This window comes from Flavobacterium sp. GNP008, from assembly GCF_056428965.1.
The window spans coordinates 303,601-323,417 of record NZ_JBWJVL010000001.1 but is presented as its reverse complement, the minus strand read 5'-3'; the positions used below and the strand labels follow the sequence as shown (position 1 = coordinate 323,417).

Genomic DNA, 19,817 nt, shown 5'->3' with positions numbered 1-19,817 from the left:
GATGAACATATTAATTACCCTTTGTGCCCGTGGTGGTTCTAAAGGAATTCCAGGGAAAAATATCAAGTTGATAGCAGGCAAGTCACTTATTGCTTATTCAATTGATTTGACGAACAAATTGAAAGCGAAATGGAATGCAAAAGTAGCTTTATCCACAGATGATTCTGAAATAAAGACCGTAGCAGCTGCTCATGGTATTCTTACAGAATATGTAAGACCAGACTATTTAGCTACCGATGTAGCGGGTAAAATCGATACAATTAAAGATTTATTGTTATACGAGGAGTTTTTGGTTGATTATAAATATGATTTTGTTCTAGATTTGGACGTTACTTCTCCATTAAGAACATTAGTGGACGTGGAAAAAGCATTAGAGCTGATGATTGCTAACTCAGAAGCTAAAAATTTATTTTCGGTAAATAATGCGGCTCGAAATCCGTATTTTAATATGGTTGAAGAAAACGGTAATGGTTTTTATTCTTTAGTTAAAACCAATCCTGACGGTAGCGTAATGACACGTCAATCGGCACCAAAAGTATATGATTTGAACGCTTCTTTTTATTGGTATAGACGCTCTTTTTTTGATACAGATTCAAAAAGTGCGATTACTGACAAATCTTTGATTTATGCAATGGATCACATTTGTTTTGATTTAGATCATCCAGTAGATTTCTTGTTTATGGAGTATTTGTTGCAAAATAACAAACTAGATTTCGAATTATGAACGTCTTGATTATTGGCTTAGGATCTATTGCAAGAAAACATATTACAGCTTTGCAATCTTTGAAAGTTGATGCTGAGATTTATGCATTGCGTTCCAACTTAAATGCTTTTATTGAAGAAGATGTTGAGAATATTTATGATTTAGAGAATAGTACAGTTGTATTTGATTTTGCTATTATCTCAAATCCAACTAATTTGCATCATAAGTATATTGAGAAATTAGCCCGTAAAGGAATTCCTTTGTTTATCGAAAAACCAGCAATTCACAGCCTTGAAAATGCAAAAGAATTAGTTCAGCTAATTGAAGATAAAAAAATAGTGACTTATGTTGCTTGCAATCTTAGATTTCATCCTTGTATTGCATTCTTAAAAATGAAATTAGAGACAGAACGCTTAAGAGTTAATGAACTTAATGTGTATTGTGGTTCTTATTTGCCAGATTGGAGAGCAGGAAAGGATTTTAGAACAATATACAGTGCCAATGCGGCAATGGGTGGAGGTGTGCATTTGGATTTATTTCATGAATTAGATTATACTACATGGCTTTTTGGATTGCCTAGTAAAAGTAAATCAATTTTGCGAAATATTTCAAGTTTGGAAATTGATGCGGTTGATTATGCTAATTATGTATTAGAATATGATTCTTTTACAGCAAATATAGTTTTGAATTATTATAGGAGAAAACCAAAACGGGAGATAGAAATTGTTTTGGATGAGGATACTTTGACGGCTGATTTGATAAAGAATGAAATAAAAAATGATGCTGGTGAATATTTGTTTCAAGCAATAGATTTCAGTGTAAAAGACACTTATTTGTTTCAATTAGAGTACTTTATTGGTTGTTTGAAAAACAATCAAGTACCAATGAATAGTTTTGCAGCATCTGTAGAAATTTTAAAAATTTGTTTGAATGACGAATAATAGATTAAAAGATAAAATAATAATTGTTACAGGAGGTTCCGGATTATTAGGCAAGGAAATTATAAAAGATCTTGAAACTAAAGGAGCCACAGCAATTAATGCGGATATTAACGTAGGCACAGATTTTGAAAAAAATACTCTTTCTGTTGATATCACTTCTGAGGAATCTATTGTAAAAGCGATAAAATTGGTAACCGATTTTTATGGTAAAATAGATGGTTTGGTCAATAATGCTTATCCAAGAACCAAAGATTGGGGGACAAAATTTGAGGATATTACATACGAATCTTGGCAAAAAAATGTGGATATGCAAATGAATACCACTTTTTTGTTTATCCAAAAGATAATGCCTGAACTCTTAAAAACAAAAGGATCAATTGTAAATATGACTTCTATTTATGGGGTAGTTGGAAATGATTTGACTATGTATGAAAATACAAGTATCAATACAGCAGCACCTTATTCAGCTATAAAAGGCGGGGTGATTAATTTTACAAGGTATTTGGCTTCTTATTATGGGAGACAAGGTGTACGGGTAAATTGTGTTTCTCCGGGCGGTATTTTTGATAATCAGCATGAGACTTTTGTAGCCAACTACGAGAAAAAAGTTCCAATGGGCAGAATGGGAAATCCGGATGATATAGCACCTGCAGTATCCTTTTTGTTGTCTGATGAAGCAAAATACATAACTGGACAGAATTTAATAGTAGACGGAGGGTGGACTGCAATATGAAAACAAGTTTAATAATCGGTGCGGGGCAATTAGGAAGCAGGCATCTTCAGGGATTAGTTAAATATTTAGGTGAATTAGAAATCTATGTTTTGGATCCATCTATCGACTCACTGAAAATTGCACAAGAAAGAGAGAAGGAAATAACTCACAAGCATGAAGTAATTTATACTCAATCTTGGGAAAAGTTGCCCAGTTTTTTTGATATGGTAATTGTTGCAACCAATGCCAATATAAGGGAGTCAGTTATCAATAAATTGTTAGAGAATCATAAGGTTCGCTTTTTGATTTTAGAAAAGGTTCTTTTTCAAGAATTGGGTGCTTATCAAAGAGTTCATGATTTATTGGTTAAACATAATGTAATTACTTATGTGAATCATCCTCGTAGAATGTTTGAATCCTATGGGAATCTTAAAGCAAATGTAGAGACAAATAGTCAAAGCGTTTATAGCGTTGTTGGTGGTAACTGGGGGCTCGGTTGTAATGCGTTACATTTTTTAGATCTTTTTGTTTACCTGTCAGGGAAAAAGATTCAAGATATAAATGTACATTCTATTGAAGATGAATTACTAGAAAGTTCCCGAAAAGGGTTTGCTGAATTTGCAGGAACATTAACCGGACATTTATCAGATGGCTCGTTTTTTAGCATAACCTCATTAAAAGGAGAGTCGAGTTCTATAACCGTAACAATCTTTAGTAATGAACAACGATTTATTGTTCAAGAAGGGGGAACTCCTCAAATTTATGAGTTAGGAAAAAAGAATTTGTTTAATTGTAAAAACGATACTTTTAAAGTTCAATATCAAAGTGAATTGACAACCAATATTACAGAAAGATTATTAGAAAATAATTTTTGTTCATTGCCAACATACGATGAAGCAAGACACACTCATGAGTTATTTCTAAGAGTAATGCTAGAAAAATATAATAAAATAACGGAATTACAAGCCACAATTTTACCTGTTACATAATGGAAAAAAAAGTATTTCTTATCGGAACGGGACAAATGGCAATTGATTATTTCGCTGTTTTAAAAGATCAAAATTATGATACAACGGTAATAGGACGTGGTGAAGAATCTGCAATAAAATTTGAATCTCAAACGGGAGTTAAACCATTTGTTGGAGGACTTCAAGAATATATAAACAACAATAGTTTGCCTGCAAATGCGTATGTAATAATAGCAACAGGAACAGAAGCCTTAATGTCTTCGTTACTTTTAGCTTTACAAGCAGGGCCATGCAAAGTTTTAATAGAGAAGCCCGCTGCTATTAGCATTGAAGAATTAATTGAGAACGAAGAAAAACTAAAACCATATTCAAATAATGTTTTTGTTGCCTATAATCGGAGATTTTATGCTTCTGTTATAGAAGCCCAAAAAATGATTGAAGAGGATGGTGGTTTGCAAACCATGCATTTTGAGTTTACAGAATGGGCACATAAAATAGAACCATTAACAAAAGCAATAGGTGTCAAGGAAAACTGGTTTTTTGCAAACTCCACACATGTTGTTGACCTTGCTTTTTATTTAGCAGGGAAGCCTGCGAACTGGCAAGGATATTCAAAAGCTGGAAAGTTAAAATGGCATTCTAAAACTAATTTTACTGGCGCAGGAATCACCGATAAAGGTGTTTTGTTTAGCTATCTATCCAATTGGGAAAGTGCAGGAAGATGGGCAATAGAATTACTTACAGAAAAGCGAAGAATATATTTGAAACCTATGGAAAGCATTAGTGTCCAAGAAAAGGGAACAGTTGCAGTTGTAGAACATAAATTTAATGATTCTTTAGATTTGCAATTTAAACCAGGATTGATGAAGCAAGTAGATGCTTACTTGAAAGACGATGAAAATAATTTGTTAAATATAAAAGAGCATTTATTTACGGTAAGAGAAGTTTATTCAAAAATAATTTCTTAAGTCTTAGAAATTTATTATTAAATATTTGTTACTTAAATAAATGAAAAAATTTACTTTAAAAGTTCACGATATAAGACAAGAAACAAAAGATACTATCACGCTTTGTTTCAAGCAACCAGGCTTGCGAAAAATGAATTATCAAGCAGGGCAATACCTTACTTTGTCCATTAGGATTAACGGAAGGAAATATTCAAGACCATATTCTTTTTCTTCGGCTCCTTCTGTAGATTCTTTTTTAGAAACTACTATAAAACGGATTCCAGAGGGGATGTTTTCAAATCACATACATGATACTGTACAAATTGGAGACATAGTAGAAGTATTGGAGCCAATGGGTGATTTTATTCATGAAGAGGACCAGATAGTTGACAGGATTTGTTTTTGGGGAGTTGGTAGTGGGATAACACCATTGATGTCAATAATAAAAGAAATGTTGATTTCGAATCCAAACGTAAAAGTAAATTTGGTTTATGGGAATAAGAATTTTGAATCCACTATATTTTTAGGATTGATCGATGAACTAGTGAAACAGTATCCTAATAATTTACGGGTTTGGCATTTCCATTCCCAATACAATCATGATGAGAATCATCATCACGTAAAAAGCGGACGCATTAGCAAAGAGTTTGTATTTGATTTACTAAAGGATGCAGATGTTGTGAAAACGAAGCATTATATTTGCGGTCCAGTTGATTTGAAAAGCACAATTAAAGAAGCTTTGGACATTTTAAAATGTCCAAAGGAAAATGTTTTTTCGGAAGATTTTGAATTGGTTAAAAATCCAAAAGATTTTGAGGATATTGTTAGTCACAGCGTGAATATTCATTTTCAAGGAATAGACGCTATTGTTAACGTTGAAAAAGGGAAAAGCGTTTTGGAAGCAGCCCTGGATGCAGGAATAGAATTGCCTTATTCATGTCAAACTGGAAGTTGCAATACCTGTAAAGGAAAATTAAAAACAGGTGAATTACGAATGATAGGACTTTCAAAAGAAAGAGATGATTTAGAAAAAGAAGATTATTTATTGTGTTGCAGTTATCCTTTGACTGATGATGTTTCTGTTGAGATTTAAAATTTAAAGATTAAAACGATATAAAATATGAAAGTAGTAATTTTTGCAGGTGGTTTTGGTACGCGCCTTATGGAAGAAACAGAAGCAAGACCTAAACCAATGGTGGAAATTGGTGGAAAACCTATTTTATGGCACATTCTAAAAATGTATGAACAACATGGGTACAATGAATTTGTGATTTGTTTGGGCTATAAAGCAACCTACATCAAAGAATACTTCTATAATTATTATTTGCACAATTCAGATGTTACAATTGAATTAGCTAATAATAATATCAATGTTCATTATTCAGAAACTGAGTCTTTCAAAGTAACATTGATAGACACTGGATTGCATACCAATACAGCGGGAAGATTGAAGCGTATTGAAAAATATGTAACAGGAGAAACATTTATGTTAACCTATGGGGATGGTGTAGCTGATGTCAATTTATCTGCACTTTTAGATTTTCATAAATCACACGGGAGATTAGCTACTTTAACGAGTGTACAAGTACCTGGACGTTTCGGAAATTTAGAAATAAAGCCTCAAGGTGAGGTTGATAGTTTCGTAGAAAAACCAGCGGGTGATGGAATGTGGATTAATGGAGGTTTTTTTGTTTTAGAACCAGGAATCTTTAAATATCTAGAAGGAGATGTGGAAGATACGCAATGGGAAAAGGAACCATTAGGAGCTATTGCTAAAGATCAACAACTGGCGGCATACAAGCATAATGGATTTTGGAAATGTATGGATGCTTTAAGAGATAGAATTGAGTTAGAAACTATGTGGAATTCCGGTAATGCAAAATGGAAAACATGGTAGAATCATTATTTCATAAACTGAAAAGTACATACCAAGGGAAAAAGGTTTTTTTAACTGGGCATACTGGTTTTAAAGGTGCCTGGATGTTAAAAACCTTATCACTTCTAGGAGCAGAGGTCAAAGGATATGCCTTAGCACCTCAAACTAAAGAGGATCTGTTTCATTTGATTGATGGCGAGACAATTTGTATCTCAGTCATTGCCGATTTAAGAAATAAACAACGTCTGGAAGAAGAGCTAATCAGTTTTAAGCCTGATTTCGTTTTTCATTTGGCAGCGCAACCACTCGTACGACTTTCTTATGATATTCCTGCTGAAACTTTTGAAGTAAACGTAATTGGTACGGCCAATGTTTTGGATGCCGTGCGTTTACTCGATAAAAAATGTGATGTGGTGCTTATAACTACTGATAAAGTATATCACAATAGCGAATGGATTTACCCATATCGTGAAAACGACAGATTGGGAGGATACGATCCTTATAGCGCCAGTAAGGCTTGTGCTGAATTGGTAATTGATTCGTACCGAAATTCATTTTTTAATATGAAAAATTACGACCAACATAAAAAAGCCATAGCAGTGGCAAGAGCTGGGAATGTGATTGGTGGAGGTGACTGGTCGAAAGATCGATTGATTCCAGATATTGCTAAGGCATTTGCTGTTGAAAAACCAGTGGTAATTAGAAATCCACAATCCATCAGGCCATGGCAACACGTTTTGGAACCAGTGATAGGGTATCTGCTATTGGGAGCACAAATATGTGCTGAGCCAGCAAAGTATAGCGAGGCTTATAATTTTGGGCCACAATTGTCGGATGCGTTGTCAGTGGAAGAAATGTTGCAATTGGCTATAGAGAGTTGGGGAAAAGGTGAATACATTGTGGAGTATGTTGAGGGTCAGCCACATGAAGCGGGATTGTTGAAGCTGGACATTAGTAAAGCTATAGCTGAATTAAAATGGCAACCCAAAATGAATGCTAGACAAGCAGTGAATATGACGATGGATTGGTATAGTGAGTTTGTTCAGAAAAGAAATCAAATTAATCAGTTTACAGAATTACAGATAAAATCATTTTTACTATAAAATAATATGAATATTGAGACTACCGATTTTAATGATTTATATGTTTTGAAATATAATTCATTCAAGGATGACAGAGGAGAATTTGTTAAGACAATATATAAGGACACTTTTATAGATAACAAATTAGAATGGAATTTTGCTGAAAGTTTTTATTCCGTTTCGCATGAAAATGTTTTTAGAGGGATGCATTTTCAATACAGTCCGAATGATCATGAAAAGTTGGTTTATGTTGTTAAAGGAGCAATTTTGGATATAGTTCTAGATTTGAGATTTCATTCCAAAACGTATGGGAAATATTTTACAATTGAACTTTCTGATAAAAATCGAAAAGGAATGTATATAGGAAAAGGATTTGCACATGGTTTTTTGTCTTTGGAAAACGATACAATTGTAGAATATCATACAACGACAGTACAGAGTAAAGAAAGTGAAGGAGGAGTAAAGTGGAATTCGTTTGGATTTGATTTGCTTATCCAAAATCCTATAATTTCTACGCGTGATGTTTCTTTTGAAAATTTTGATATTAATAAAAAATATTTTTGATGAATATAATTCTAACAGGAGCAACCGGATATGTTGGCGAGAATTTGATTTCAGCTTTTATAAAATTGACAAATCATAAGTTATATGCGATTATTAGAAACACTTCAGATTTGCCAAAGGAAGTTGTTATAATAAAAGATGATTCTAAATTAGAGGAAAATATTCTTTTGGCAAAACCAGACATTGTAATTCATCTAGCATCATATCTTACTTCTAAATCAGAAATTGAAGATGTTGACAAATTAATAAGTTCTAATATAGCTTTTGGAACAAGATTATTAAATGCTCTAAAAAATACTAAATTAAAGTATTTTATAAATATTGGTAGTTTTTCAGAATATCATTTTAATGATGGTATGTTGAATCCTACTTATTTGTACTCAGCAACCAAATCAGCATTTAGATCTATCCTTAAATATTATTCTGAGGTTAATAGATTTAAAGTGGTACATGTTATTCCATATTCTATTTACGGTGGAGTTGATCGTCAAAAAAAAATCATGGATATTTTATTTGAGGCTTTAGACGCTAAAGAACCTGTAAAAATGTCTGACGGATTTCAGTATTTAGATTTTATACATATTAAGGATATAGTTGATTTTTTTGTTGAATTAACTAATAATATAGCTGTTGTAGGTAATGAAGAATTATATTTAGGTACTGGGAAAGCATATAATTTGAGAGAAGTTGCCACTATGATTGAACAGATAACAGGAAAAAAAATCAATGCAGATTGGGGAGCATATCCTCCGAGAGACAGAGATACTTATTTTGCATGTGCTGCTATTGGTAAATTGAAACAAATTTTAAATTGGCAACCAAAAATCACAATTGAAGCTGGTTTAAAATTAAAATATAAAGAGATAGATATATGATACTGATATTAGGTGCAGGTCTAGCCGGTATAAGTTGTTCTTATCATTTGAAACATGATTGCCTAGTAGTTGAAAAGAATAGCTATTCTGGCGGACATATTTATTCACATCAGATAAATGGTTTCACATGGGATGAAGGTCCTCATGTTTCTTTTACCAAACATCAATATGTTAAAGACTTATTTGATTTGAATGTGCAAGGGGAATTTTTAGAATATCCGGTTTATCCGACTAATTATTATAAAGGACATTGGATTTCGCATCCAGCACAGTCCAATTTACACGCTATTCCGGAGCCTGTTAGGTCGAAATGTCTTTCAGATTTTTTGAAAACCAGAAGCGAAGTTAATAAAAATGTTTTGCCAAGTAATTATGACGAATGGATTAAATTGGCATTTGGGGATGAATTTTCGAATCAATTTGTAAGAAACTATACGAAAAAATATTGGACGGTAGATCCCGAACAATTGACAACAGATTGGGTGGGCGAAAGAGTTTTTTTTCCTGATGTAGAAACTGTAAAAAAGGGTTTTGAAGGGCCACTTGAAAAATCTACACATTATATCACTACAGTTCGTTATCCAAAAAAAGGAGGGTATTATAGTTATACAAACCTTTTGAGAAAGGGTATGAATGTTAGTTATAATAAATGTGTTGATAAAATAAACCTAGAATCGAAAACAGTCTCTTTCGCAGATGGTACTGAGCAACATTACACAAAATTGATTAACACATTGCCCTTGCCAGAGTTTGTAAGATTTCTTGATGCAAGCCCAGAGATAAAAGCGGCAGCAGAAGATTTAGTATGTTCTGAACTTTTATTGTTAAATTTTGTAATCAATCATCCTGCTACAGTTGACTCGCTTTGGTTGTATGTTTATGATGATGATAAATATGCTACACGGATAAATTTTACGGAATTATTGTCTCCCGAGAATGGTATTGAAGGAAAATGTGGAATACAAGTAGAGGTTTATTTTTCTAAGTATAAGAAGCAGCCAGAAACGGTTGAGATAATAAGTAAAAAAGTAGCGAAGGAACTAGTTGAAATGGGACTTATTAAAGATGAAAAGTATATTGAAGAAGTAAACACTAATTATGTCAAATATGCTAATGTTATATTTGATCATAAAAGACAACAATCTTTAGATAAAATACTAAATTATTTATGTGGTTTTGGATTAATTCGTGAAAAGGATGATTTGGCTCCTTCAACAGATTGGATTAAGAAAGAATTACCTATAAATAATGAGAAACAAGGAGATATTATGTTAGCAGGCAGATTTGGACAATGGAAATATTATTGGTCTGATGATTGTGTTCTTCGGGGCAAATATGTTGCTGAAAACATCAACTAAGGTTTAGTTATAGAAATTAAAAAAATATATAAAAAACAGAAAAATGGATTATAAAAATATCGATGATACTTTAAAAAAACAATTACTTCCGTCAATTGTAAAAAACATTAATAAAACCATAAAACCTGGGATAGATTACATACCTGTGACAGGTAAAATAATAAGTGAAGAAGACATTCTAAATGGAGTTGATGCTGCAATGGATGGATGGTTGACTGCAGGACGTTTTGCTAACCAATTCGAAGACGATTTTGCGAAATATTTTGGGGCACATAGAGCTTTGTTGGTTAACTCTGGATCGTCAGCTAATTTAGTTGCTTTTTACGCTTTGACATCTCCAAAATTAGGAGAACGAGCTATCAAACCAGGTGACGAAGTAATTACTGTGGCTGCTGGTTTTCCTACTACGATAAACCCGATAATTCAATTTGGTGCTATTCCTGTTTTTATAGATGTTGATATTGCAACGCATAATGTTAAAGCAGATATGATAGAAGCGGCGGTGAGTCCTAAAACCAAAGCGATAATGATTGCTCATTCTTTAGGAAATCCTTTTGATTTGGATGAGGTGATGCGTGTAGCCAAAAAACACAATCTATGGGTGGTAGAAGATGATTGCGATTCGCTTGGAGCTACTTACAAAGGACAAAAAACCGGAACTTTTGGAGATATTTCTACTTTTTCTTTTTATCCAGCACATCATATTACGATGGGAGAAGGTGGAGCTGTGTTGATAAACAACCCAGTATTGTCAAAATTGGCCGAAAGTTTTAGAGACTGGGGTAGAGATTGCTATTGCGAACCAGGAAAAGACAATACTTGTGGCTGTCGTTTTGATCAACAGTTAGGTACTTTACCTTTTGGATACGATCATAAATATACTTATTCTCATATTGGCTTCAATTTGAAAGTGACAGATATGCAAGCTGCTTTTGGGGTGTCTCAAATTAAAAAAATAGACGAATTTGTTCAACGTCGTAGAGAAAATTATGCTGCATTGTACGAACGCATGAAGGAATTTGAGGAAGTATTTATCCTTCCGGAACCAACTCCTAATTCGGATCCTTCTTGGTTTGGTTTTTTACTGACTCTTAGAGAAGGTGATGCCGCAGATCGACACATGCTGGTTCAGCACTTAGAAGAGAAGAAGATTGGGACTCGTTTACTGTTTGGAGGTAACTTATTAAGACAGCCTGCTTATGCTAATATTGATCATCGTGTGGTAGGAGATTTGACAAATACGGATACGATTATGAACCAATCTTTTTGGTTGGGGGTTTGGCCAGGATTGAATGAAAGTCATTATGATTATATGGCTCAAGTTATTAGAGATTATATTAATTCTTAATTTGGAAATTTTTAGAGTATATATTCTAGCTAAAAATAAATGAATAATTTTACATTAATAATACCAACACATAATAGGCATCACTATTTAAAACGCTCAATGGAGTACTTTAAAGATTTACAAGCAGAAGTGATTTATTGTGACTCAAGTCCTGAAAAATACAAAGGAGAGTTCTTTAGTAATATTAAATACATGCATCTTCCAGATAAAAAATTTGCTGAGAAGATATTAATTGCAGTATTAGAAATAAAAACTGATTTTGTTGCAATGTGTGCGGATGATGATTTCATACTAATTGATTCTTTGTACAAAGGTTTTGATTTTCTTACGAAAAATAAAAATTACAAAACAACGGTTGGCAAATATATGGGGTTCAATGAGGTTTTTGACGATAAGTTTTATCCTATTTATCAAAGAATTCCCGAAGATATTGACCTAGGTTCTGATAAAAATGGGGAAGTGTTTTTTAAAAATTACTATCAGATTTTGTGGGCAATGTATGAAAAAGAAGTGTTGGTAAATGCATTTAAAATTATAAATGAGGCTAAATTCCATAATGATAATTTCATAGAGTTGGTTATTGGTGCTTGTGCATGTTATGAGGGAGGAATAAAGTTTTTAAAGGAAATATGGGGTATTAGAGAAATAAGTATTCAAGAACACTGGGGAACAAGACATGTTCCTATTATGAGTATGAAAATCGCTGAGATGAATGGTGATTATCAGAAATTTAAGGAGTTGGTTGATTTTAATACTTTTGCTGGTTGTGCTGATGGGGCTATGAATAGTTACTTGAGTGGGTACAAAAAGAATACGGGTTCTTTGAGAAATAGTATTAGTAAAATGATTCCTGAATTTATTAAAAAAATGATTAGGAAAATCGGTTTTTTTCAAAATTCGGAACCCAAAATTGTTTTAGATCAGATAAGTAAGGAGCATCTTAGCTCAATAACGTTATTGTTAAAGCAAGGATAAATAAATAATTAGATTTTAAATTTAAATAAGTAATGGCCAATTTTACAGGCTTTTTAAAACATGGGGGAAATTATCTTATTGCAAGTGTTGCAACTAGTGCTTTAGCCTTTATTTCTATACCTGTTTACACACGATTACTTACACCCGAAGATTATGGCGTTGTTAGTATTTTTATGGGAGTAGTTGGTCTCTTGGGTAGTGTTATGTCTTTTAGTACAGACAGGTCTGTGAGTCGATATTTTTTTGACCAAAAAGATGAGTTAGATTTTAAACGATTCGTTGGGACTTCTTCCATTTTGGCATTAGCATTTTTTATCATCAATTCTTTTTTGCTTGTTCTATTTGCGGATGAATTTGGTACTCTTGTTGGGCTTGATAAAGAGGTAGTTTATTTAATAATTCCAATTTCAATTGTGAATATAATTGGGTTGACATTTGAACAGATTTATGGACCTCTTAAACGGAGTAAAGAGATTGCACTGTCTTCGGTTGTAAGAGTATTTCTTGGTTTTGCTTTTTCAGTAGCTTTTATTTTTGTTTTTAAAAGCGATAAATTTTATGGGCAAATACTCGGCCAAATAGTTTCAGGATTTTGTATCGTTTTTTTTTGGATTCGTTTAATAAAACCTTATTTTAAATGGTCTTTTGACACCTCTTATGTTAAATATATATTTACATATTCGGTGCCATTAATACCTTATGCCCTAAGTGGCGTGATAATAGAACAATTTGGTAAAATTGCAATAGGGAGTTCACAGGGTATCAGTGAAGCGGGATTTTATAATTTAGCCCTAACAGTAAGTAGTATTGTAAATATTACGATTGCTGTAACACATCAGGCTTGGAATCCCTATTATTTTGAGTATATGAATTCAAAAAACTATACTCAGTTAGACAAAGATTTTATTAAGATTTTTAAAATAACAATACTCGTAGCTTTTGGGGTTGCTTCTTTTGGTAAAGAACTCGGTTTACTGCTTGCGAAAAAAGAATTCTCTGGTGCGTTGTATCTGATCCCAATTTTTACAATAGGCTATGTGTTCTCCCAATTGTCTTTTGCCTATATAAGAAATTTTGGATATACGAAAAAAACCCAGTTTATGACGATAACAATACTTGTTAGTGGAATAAGTAATGTAGTGCTGAATGTTTTTTTTATAAAGTCTTTTGGAGAACTTGGTGCTGCTGTTTCGTTTGTATTGTCGTATGTCATAATGGCTGTATTGGCTTGGTTTATTAATGCCTATTTTGTCAAACTTCATAGCACTCCATTTAAACAGATGTTGATTCCTTTGTCTATAGTTATTCCTTTTTACGTTTCATTGTATTTTGTCATGGATATTCAATCCATTTTTGGAGCAATAATTGTAAAAGCAACATCTTTTTGTTTATTGTTATCAATTCTTTTTTGGACTGATAGAAAAGTGATTTTTCTTTTTTCAAAGAATATCTTAAAACGTAATTAACTTAAAGAAAAGAGGATGCAATTGATTCATAAATTCCACAAAATGGAAGCGGAAAATAATCTTTTTGAGCTTGGGAAAGAGATTAATTTACCATTATGGGATATAATACGGTATAGTGTTTATGTGAAGTATTACTATCCAGAGAAGGATCGTGTAAAATTATCTGAAGATGTTAAACATGGTTTTAAGGACTATTTTAGAATAGTAATTAAATTGGTTTCTTTCATTTTTAGTGTTTTTAGGAAAAACAGTGAGATAGTTATATTGACAGCCTCAAGATATATTGATAAAGAAGGTAGATATTATGACAAATCGGCAATGCCAATTATAAATGCTTTAGATGGTAATTGTATTGTTGTAGAACCTATTTTTGGAAAAGAAGTCGCTTATAATTATATGTACGATTTTTGCGATGTCTTGAGGAGATTTTCTAAATCCAAGAGTATTCCAATTGAATATTATGCAAAAATCAATGCCGTTTTAATTGAAACTTTCGGAGATAGTTTGATTTCTTATGATGAAATTAATTTGCTGGTGAGAAATTTTGGAAGTGATTATTTATTTTACAAATCTTTCTTTTCCCTAATTAATAATAAGAAATTAATTATTTGTACAGGAAACCCAAAAGCTTCCATACTTGCTGCAAAAGAGCTTAATATTGAAACGTATCTGGTACAACATGCGGGTATAGAAATAGACGAAATTGATTATTCTTACCCTAATGGGATAACATCTAAATCTTCCATTTTGTTTCCAGATTATGTACTTACTTTTGGGAATTATTGGTGCAAAGATTTCAATGTTCCTGCTAAAAAAATTATACCGATTGGGAATGATTATTTTTGTAACAAACCTAAAGTTGAATTAGATGATTCTATACTTATTGTTTCTACAATCGTGCATGGAGGTGAATTAAGCAAACTAACATTAAAGGCAGCAAAGGAAAGGCCTGATTTGAAATTTGTATATAAATTGCATCCTAATGAGTTTCATTCTAAAAACGAATATGTTGAATATTTCAAAAATAATAGTAATGTCAGTATAATTTCAAATGAGATTGATACTACTATTTTGATAGGGAAATCACAGCTAGTCGTACTTATTGTATCAGCAGTAATTTATGAAGCTCTAAATCAAAACAAAAAAGTGGCGGTTTTAAAAAAAATAAACTACAAAAGGCAATTGCATTTATCACAATTTAAGAATCTTTATTTTTTCGATTTACCAGAAGAGTTATTTAAAATTTTATCAGAAGGTAAAATAATAAATAAAATGGATTTTTATAAAAAGACGGACTCCAAGATGATTAAAGAGATGTTTAACTAATGAATTTTAATTTTGGGTGTTTGATGCACTTTTCAGTATGATATTAATCTATTTTATTCTCTTATTTATTCTTTTTTTTAAATCAAAATCGATTGTAATTTTTTTTGTTTTATTGCAAGTAGTCTCTTTATTAGGAATGATGCTTATAGGTCAAGATTATCCTATAAATACGTTATTTAAATTTTTTAATGTTATTTTGACAATGGTTATTTTAACTTTAATCATCATTCCATGGAAAAATTTTAAAAATATAAAAGAGATATCTTATTCTAATGAAATAAAGCTAAAAAAACTAACAAGATTTCTCATAACAATTTCTATTTTTCCTTTTATTACTTTTTCAGCTACTTCAATATTTGTGTTTTTATTCGTAGAGGACATTAATGCTTTTAAATATGCTGAAGGTGTCTCGGATGATTTTTATTATAGTCTTCCTTTTGATGTTAGAGCAATAATTCTGTCCGCTTATATGTATGGTTTTAGTTATTTCCTGATTCCATTGCATTTTTACTATTTATCTAAGAGAAATTATCGTTTGTCATTTTGGTGTTTTATTTTCTCTTTGAATATTATTTTATTTGGTCTAACCTATTTTTCACGCTCGGTATTTGTTCATTATGCCTTTATTTATATTGCTTTTCTTATTATTCTTTATGGAACTCTTGAAAATAGAGTTAAGAAATATATTAAAAATATAATGTTTTTATTGCTGGGTTTAATGGTTGTTTACTTTGTAAATATCAGCGTTAAACGTTTTACTACAGATAATTCATATGCCGAAACTATTCCGGCTAATTCATTTATACAAGATCCAGTTCTTTATAGTTATTTTGATTACTTGTCGCAGTGGTATTATAATAATATGTACGTACTTAATTCGTATAATTTTAAAACTTTTAATGGTCAAATTTCATTCCAATCTGTTTTAGGTCTCTTGGGACAATATGGTGTTATTAGCTATGACCCGAGTGCTTATAGTGCTTTAAGACAGCAATTATGGCCGTTGCACTGGTACACTTTTAATGGGTTTGTTGCTTATACTGTTTATGATTTAGGATATGTTCTAGCAATAGTTTTTTCTTTAATTTATTATTTAATTATTAATAGATTAAAACCTAAGAATAATCAAATATCTTTGCTGAATTTGTTTTTAGTAGTGTTATTAATTCAGCTTCCGTTGTTAGCGATATTTTATTCTGCTGTCGGAGGTATTGTAATACCATTGTTGTTGTCAATACCAGTTTTTATTTATATGAAAATTTCTTTTGGAACTAATTCTCAAGCTAAATTAATTGATATTAATGAAAAAAATAATCATAAATAATTAATAAAATTAGCATGAAGTTTTTATTTATTGGTGTCTTTGCCAATCAAGATGTTATATTTAAGTTAAACGAGTTATCAAGCAATGATGGAAACATGTCAATTGCAGCTATGAAATATACTCGTCTTATTGGAGAGGGATTCAAACATAATGTTGGAGACAATAGCACCAATTTATTTTTGGTGCCTATTGGAATGTATCCTGTTTGTAAGGTTTTTTTATGGAATAAAAGAAAAATAGATGGTAATTATTACATTCCTTTCATAAATATTATATTTATAAAGCAATTAACAATTTCATTGTATTTGTTTTATTTTTCAATAAAATGGTATTTCAAAAATGCAGGTAATGAAAAGAGAGTAATCGTTTTTAGTTTTATATATCTTCCATTTCTTATTGCAATTGCGCCTTTGAAGTTTTTGAAAAATATTTATGTTACTTCTTTTGTGCCAGATATGCCTGAATATGAATTTTCATATTCTAAAAACAAATCTTCACTGAAAGAAATATTTATTCCGCTGTATATAAATCTTTCTAAGAGAATTGTTCGTGTAAATGATTTCTATGTTTATATTACCAAATATATGGAGAATAGCTTTGGTAATAAACCTTATCAAATTATAGAAGGTTTTACAGATGCTACAATTAAGGCGGCAGAGAGTGATATTTTTGCTAACAAAAATGCTTTAATGTATGCAGGAGCTCTTTTTGAAAAATTTGGATTAAGAGTGCTTTTAGATGCCTTTCATGGGATAGAAGGTAATTATGAGTTGTGGTTGTTTGGCAATGGTGATATGGAAAAAGAGATAGAGTTGTATTCGCTTAGAGACCCTAGAATAAAATATTTTGGAAATCGTCCTAATGATGAAATACTTGAGTTTGAAAAAAAAGCAAAATTATTGGTAAACCCTAGATTTACGGATAATGAGTTTACTAAATACTCTTTTCCATCCAAATTAATGGAATATATGTCATCTGGGACGCCTGTTCTTACCACAAAACTTCTAGGGATACCAGATGACTATTTTGACAAAATGTTTTATATTGAATCGGAAACTGTCGAAGGGGTTAAGAAATCAATATTAAGTTGTTTGTCAAAATCTCAAGAAGAACTTGATCTGTTCGGAAATAATGCAAAATCCTATGTTTTACAAGAAAAAAATAATTTTATTCAGATAGGAAAACTTATCGAAGTATTGAAAAATAAATTATAAGATAAATCTTGATTACACGGTACGTTTTATACAAAAAAATATTACAATCACACATGAAAATACTTTTTATAGCTCCAATTCCTCTTCCTATAAATGGACAATCTAAAGCAAGTAAAGTTTTGCTAGATAAATTGCTTCATGACAAACAAGATGTAACAATTGTTAATCTTAGTAAAAGTAGCTTAAAAAACGGGTTTAATTCGCTGAAAAGAGTATTTGATATATTTTATATTTTAGTTGAAGTATGGAAAAAAAGAAAAAACAATGACATAATATATTTGTCTTTGGCAGAGTCATTTTTTGGAAATCTTAGGGATTTATTTGTATATGTTATTTGCTATAAGAGTCGTCATAAAATATTTATTCATATGCTAGGTGGTGCTGGAATGAAAAAAATACTTGAAAGTAAAGGAATTCTGCAAAAAATCAATTGTTTCTTCATTAACAAAATTGGTGGGGTTATTGTGGAAGGTCCAGTAAATTTTAATTTTTTTTCAAAAGTTATTAAAAAAGAAAAAATACATATTGTCCCTAATTTTGCAGAAGATTTTTTGTTTGTTAATGATGAAGAAATAAAAGCAAAGTTCTCAGACAAACAAAGCATTCAAATTTTATATTTAAGTAATTTAATACCAGGTAAAGGCTATGATGAATTAGCGGATGCGTATATTGAATTAGAAGAAGCTTCCAAAAAACAAGTGAATATAGTATTTGTTGGAGGTTTCGAATCTCAAGAAAGTGAAAATGAGTTCTTGACAAAAATAAAAACTCATAATGGATTAAATTATATTGGTAAATTCATAGACGGTGAAAAGAAAAGAGAACTCTACTGCCAATCTCACGTGTTTTGTTTACCAACTTATTACCCTTTTGAGGGACAGCCAATAAGTATTTTGGAAGCATATGCAACAGGTTGTGTCGTGATTACCAGTAACCATAGTGGAATACCTTTTATTTTTGCTGACAAAGAAAATGGCTTTATGGTTGAAAAAAAATCTGTTCTATCTATAAAAAAGGCAATTGAAGATGTATTGGGTTATAAAAATCAATTGGAAGAAATTGCTTTTAATAACCGTAATGAGGCTCTTGGAAAATATAGGACATCAATTTATCAGGGGGCTATAGTTGAAATTTTTAATGATTTTTTTAAAAAATAATTTTTTATAATGAACAAATCAATTGCGCTGATAGGAGGAGGTGGTTTTATTGGAACTAATCTAGCAAATTTTTTTATAGAAGAAGATTACAATGTTTTGGTAATTGGTAGAAGTGTGATTGAAGATTTACCAAATATTACAGATAAAATTAAAAGAAGGTTAATAGATGTTAACAAAACATCTAAATTAATAGAAGCTTTAGCTGAATATGAAAATATTGTTTGGTTAGTAAATGATTTGGTTCCAAGTGCTTCTATGGATAGTTTAGCGGATGATTTTAGTTTTAACGTTACTCCGTTAATCCATTTTTTAGAATCTGTAAATAGATTAGAAAATTTAAAACGTTTTGTTTTTATTTCTTCAGGAGGAACAATATATGGTGATTCTCCAAATAAGACATTTTTAAAAGAAGATAGTACTAAAAATCCGATATCAGCCTATGGTTTGTCAAAAATAATTGCCGAAAACTATATTGATTTTATTACAAAAAGATCGTCTTTTGAGAGTATTATTCTACGTCCTTCAAATGTTTACGGTAATCATCAAAACCTTAAGAAGCCCCAAGGTATTGTTGGTTATGCTTTTAATGCTTTAATTAATAATAGAACTATAGACTTGTATGCTGATGGTCGCGTGATACGTGATTTTATACATGTTTTGGATCTAGCGGAAGCGATTAAATGTTGTATTGAAAATAAACATCGAATGGCTAATACAGTAACTTATAATGTTGGGAGTCAAGAGGGATATACGATTAGAGAGGTTTTGGATATGATTAACGAAGTGTCAGGAGAGGATATACAAACAATTTCTAAGCCATCAAGGGTATTTGATTGTGAATTTAATGTCTTGAACATTAGTAAAATTAATTCAGAATTAGGATGGGAACCCAAAGTTAAAATTAAGGATGGATTGGAGAAAGTATGGCTATGGGTAAATTCTGAGATAAAGTTAAATTGATAAATAATTTTTTGTGTTTTT

Annotated in this window: 19 protein-coding genes; all 19 read left to right on the top strand. The window is 31.3% G+C overall.

The features are described from left to right. The first annotated feature begins 1 nt into the window (after nt 1). The 19 genes from AC0608_RS01480 to AC0608_RS01390 are packed head-to-tail and all read left to right on the top strand — an operon-like array spanning nt 2 to nt 19,796. Entirely contained in the window at nt 2-724 is a 723-nt protein-coding gene (locus AC0608_RS01480; protein ID WP_478287903.1) for an acylneuraminate cytidylyltransferase family protein, read from the top strand. Beyond that, entirely contained in the window at nt 721-1,644 is a 924-nt protein-coding gene (locus AC0608_RS01475) for a Gfo/Idh/MocA family protein (protein ID WP_478287902.1), read from the top strand. The genes AC0608_RS01480 and AC0608_RS01475 overlap by 4 nt, the downstream gene beginning before the upstream one ends. Next, nucleotides 1,634-2,377, top strand: coding sequence for an SDR family oxidoreductase (locus tag AC0608_RS01470; RefSeq protein WP_478287901.1), 744 nt, complete (start codon nt 1,634-1,636; stop codon nt 2,375-2,377). Before AC0608_RS01475 ends, AC0608_RS01470 begins: the two co-directional genes overlap by 11 nt. After that, complete coding sequence (locus tag AC0608_RS01465; RefSeq protein ID WP_478287900.1) at nt 2,374-3,345, top strand: Gfo/Idh/MocA family oxidoreductase; 972 nt, start codon at nt 2,374-2,376, stop codon at nt 3,343-3,345. The genes AC0608_RS01470 and AC0608_RS01465 overlap by 4 nt, the downstream gene beginning before the upstream one ends. Further along, a complete protein-coding gene (locus tag AC0608_RS01460) occupies nt 3,345-4,292 on the top strand; it encodes a Gfo/Idh/MocA family oxidoreductase (RefSeq protein ID WP_478287899.1) in 948 nt (315 codons plus the stop codon). The genes AC0608_RS01465 and AC0608_RS01460 overlap by 1 nt, the downstream gene beginning before the upstream one ends. 40 nt (nt 4,293-4,332) lie before the next feature. After that, a complete protein-coding gene (locus AC0608_RS01455; protein WP_478287898.1) occupies nt 4,333-5,364 on the top strand; it encodes a flavin reductase family protein in 1,032 nt (343 codons plus the stop codon). 27 nt (nt 5,365-5,391) lie between these two features. Then, entirely contained in the window at nt 5,392-6,168 is a 777-nt protein-coding gene (rfbF, locus tag AC0608_RS01450; RefSeq protein ID WP_478287897.1) for a glucose-1-phosphate cytidylyltransferase, read from the top strand. After that, nucleotides 6,162-7,250 carry a CDP-glucose 4,6-dehydratase gene (rfbG, locus tag AC0608_RS01445; RefSeq protein ID WP_478287896.1) on the top strand — a complete coding sequence of 363 codons (1,089 nt, stop codon included), beginning with the start codon at nt 6,162-6,164 and terminating at the stop codon, nt 7,248-7,250. Before rfbF ends, rfbG begins: the two co-directional genes overlap by 7 nt. Before the next feature lie 6 nt (nt 7,251-7,256). After that, a complete protein-coding gene (locus tag AC0608_RS01440) occupies nt 7,257-7,793 on the top strand; it encodes a dTDP-4-dehydrorhamnose 3,5-epimerase family protein (RefSeq protein WP_478287895.1) in 537 nt (178 codons plus the stop codon). After that, complete coding sequence (locus tag AC0608_RS01435) at nt 7,793-8,668, top strand: NAD-dependent epimerase/dehydratase family protein (protein WP_478287894.1); 876 nt, start codon at nt 7,793-7,795, stop codon at nt 8,666-8,668. The genes AC0608_RS01440 and AC0608_RS01435 overlap by 1 nt, the downstream gene beginning before the upstream one ends. Then, nucleotides 8,665-10,026 (top strand): protoporphyrinogen/coproporphyrinogen oxidase, encoded by a 1,362-nt coding sequence (locus tag AC0608_RS01430; protein ID WP_478287893.1) that lies wholly within the window; start codon nt 8,665-8,667, stop codon nt 10,024-10,026. The genes AC0608_RS01435 and AC0608_RS01430 overlap by 4 nt, the downstream gene beginning before the upstream one ends. A 43-nt stretch (nt 10,027-10,069) precedes the next feature. Continuing rightward, nucleotides 10,070-11,374: a lipopolysaccharide biosynthesis protein RfbH gene (gene rfbH / locus AC0608_RS01425; protein WP_478287892.1), complete on the top strand. Its 1,305-nt coding sequence runs from the start codon at nt 10,070-10,072 to the stop codon at nt 11,372-11,374. A 39-nt stretch (nt 11,375-11,413) separates the two neighbouring features. After that, nucleotides 11,414-12,349, top strand: coding sequence for a TIGR00180 family glycosyltransferase (locus tag AC0608_RS01420; protein ID WP_478287891.1), 936 nt, complete (start codon nt 11,414-11,416; stop codon nt 12,347-12,349). A 32-nt stretch (nt 12,350-12,381) separates the two neighbouring features. Further along, complete coding sequence (locus AC0608_RS01415) at nt 12,382-13,815, top strand: lipopolysaccharide biosynthesis protein (RefSeq protein ID WP_478287890.1); 1,434 nt, start codon at nt 12,382-12,384, stop codon at nt 13,813-13,815. Between the two features lie 42 nt (nt 13,816-13,857). Then, nucleotides 13,858-15,141 (top strand): capsular polysaccharide export protein, LipB/KpsS family, encoded by a 1,284-nt coding sequence (locus AC0608_RS01410; RefSeq protein ID WP_478287889.1) that lies wholly within the window; start codon nt 13,858-13,860, stop codon nt 15,139-15,141. A gap of 37 nt (nt 15,142-15,178) precedes the next feature. Continuing rightward, on the top strand, nt 15,179-16,465 hold the full coding sequence (locus AC0608_RS01405) for an O-antigen polymerase (RefSeq protein ID WP_478287888.1): 1,287 nt from the start codon (nt 15,179-15,181) through the stop codon (nt 16,463-16,465). A gap of 14 nt (nt 16,466-16,479) precedes the next feature. Then, nucleotides 16,480-17,679 carry a glycosyltransferase gene (locus AC0608_RS01400; RefSeq protein ID WP_478287887.1) on the top strand — a complete coding sequence of 400 codons (1,200 nt, stop codon included), beginning with the start codon at nt 16,480-16,482 and terminating at the stop codon, nt 17,677-17,679. A gap of 53 nt (nt 17,680-17,732) precedes the next feature. Continuing rightward, the gene (locus AC0608_RS01395; RefSeq protein WP_478287886.1) at nt 17,733-18,836 is read left to right on the top strand and encodes a glycosyltransferase family 4 protein; all 1,104 of its coding nucleotides are present in this window, start codon (nt 17,733-17,735) and stop codon (nt 18,834-18,836) included. Between the two features lie 9 nt (nt 18,837-18,845). Then, nucleotides 18,846-19,796 carry an NAD-dependent epimerase/dehydratase family protein gene (locus tag AC0608_RS01390; RefSeq protein ID WP_478287885.1) on the top strand — a complete coding sequence of 317 codons (951 nt, stop codon included), beginning with the start codon at nt 18,846-18,848 and terminating at the stop codon, nt 19,794-19,796. Nucleotides 19,797-19,817 lie beyond the last annotated feature (21 nt).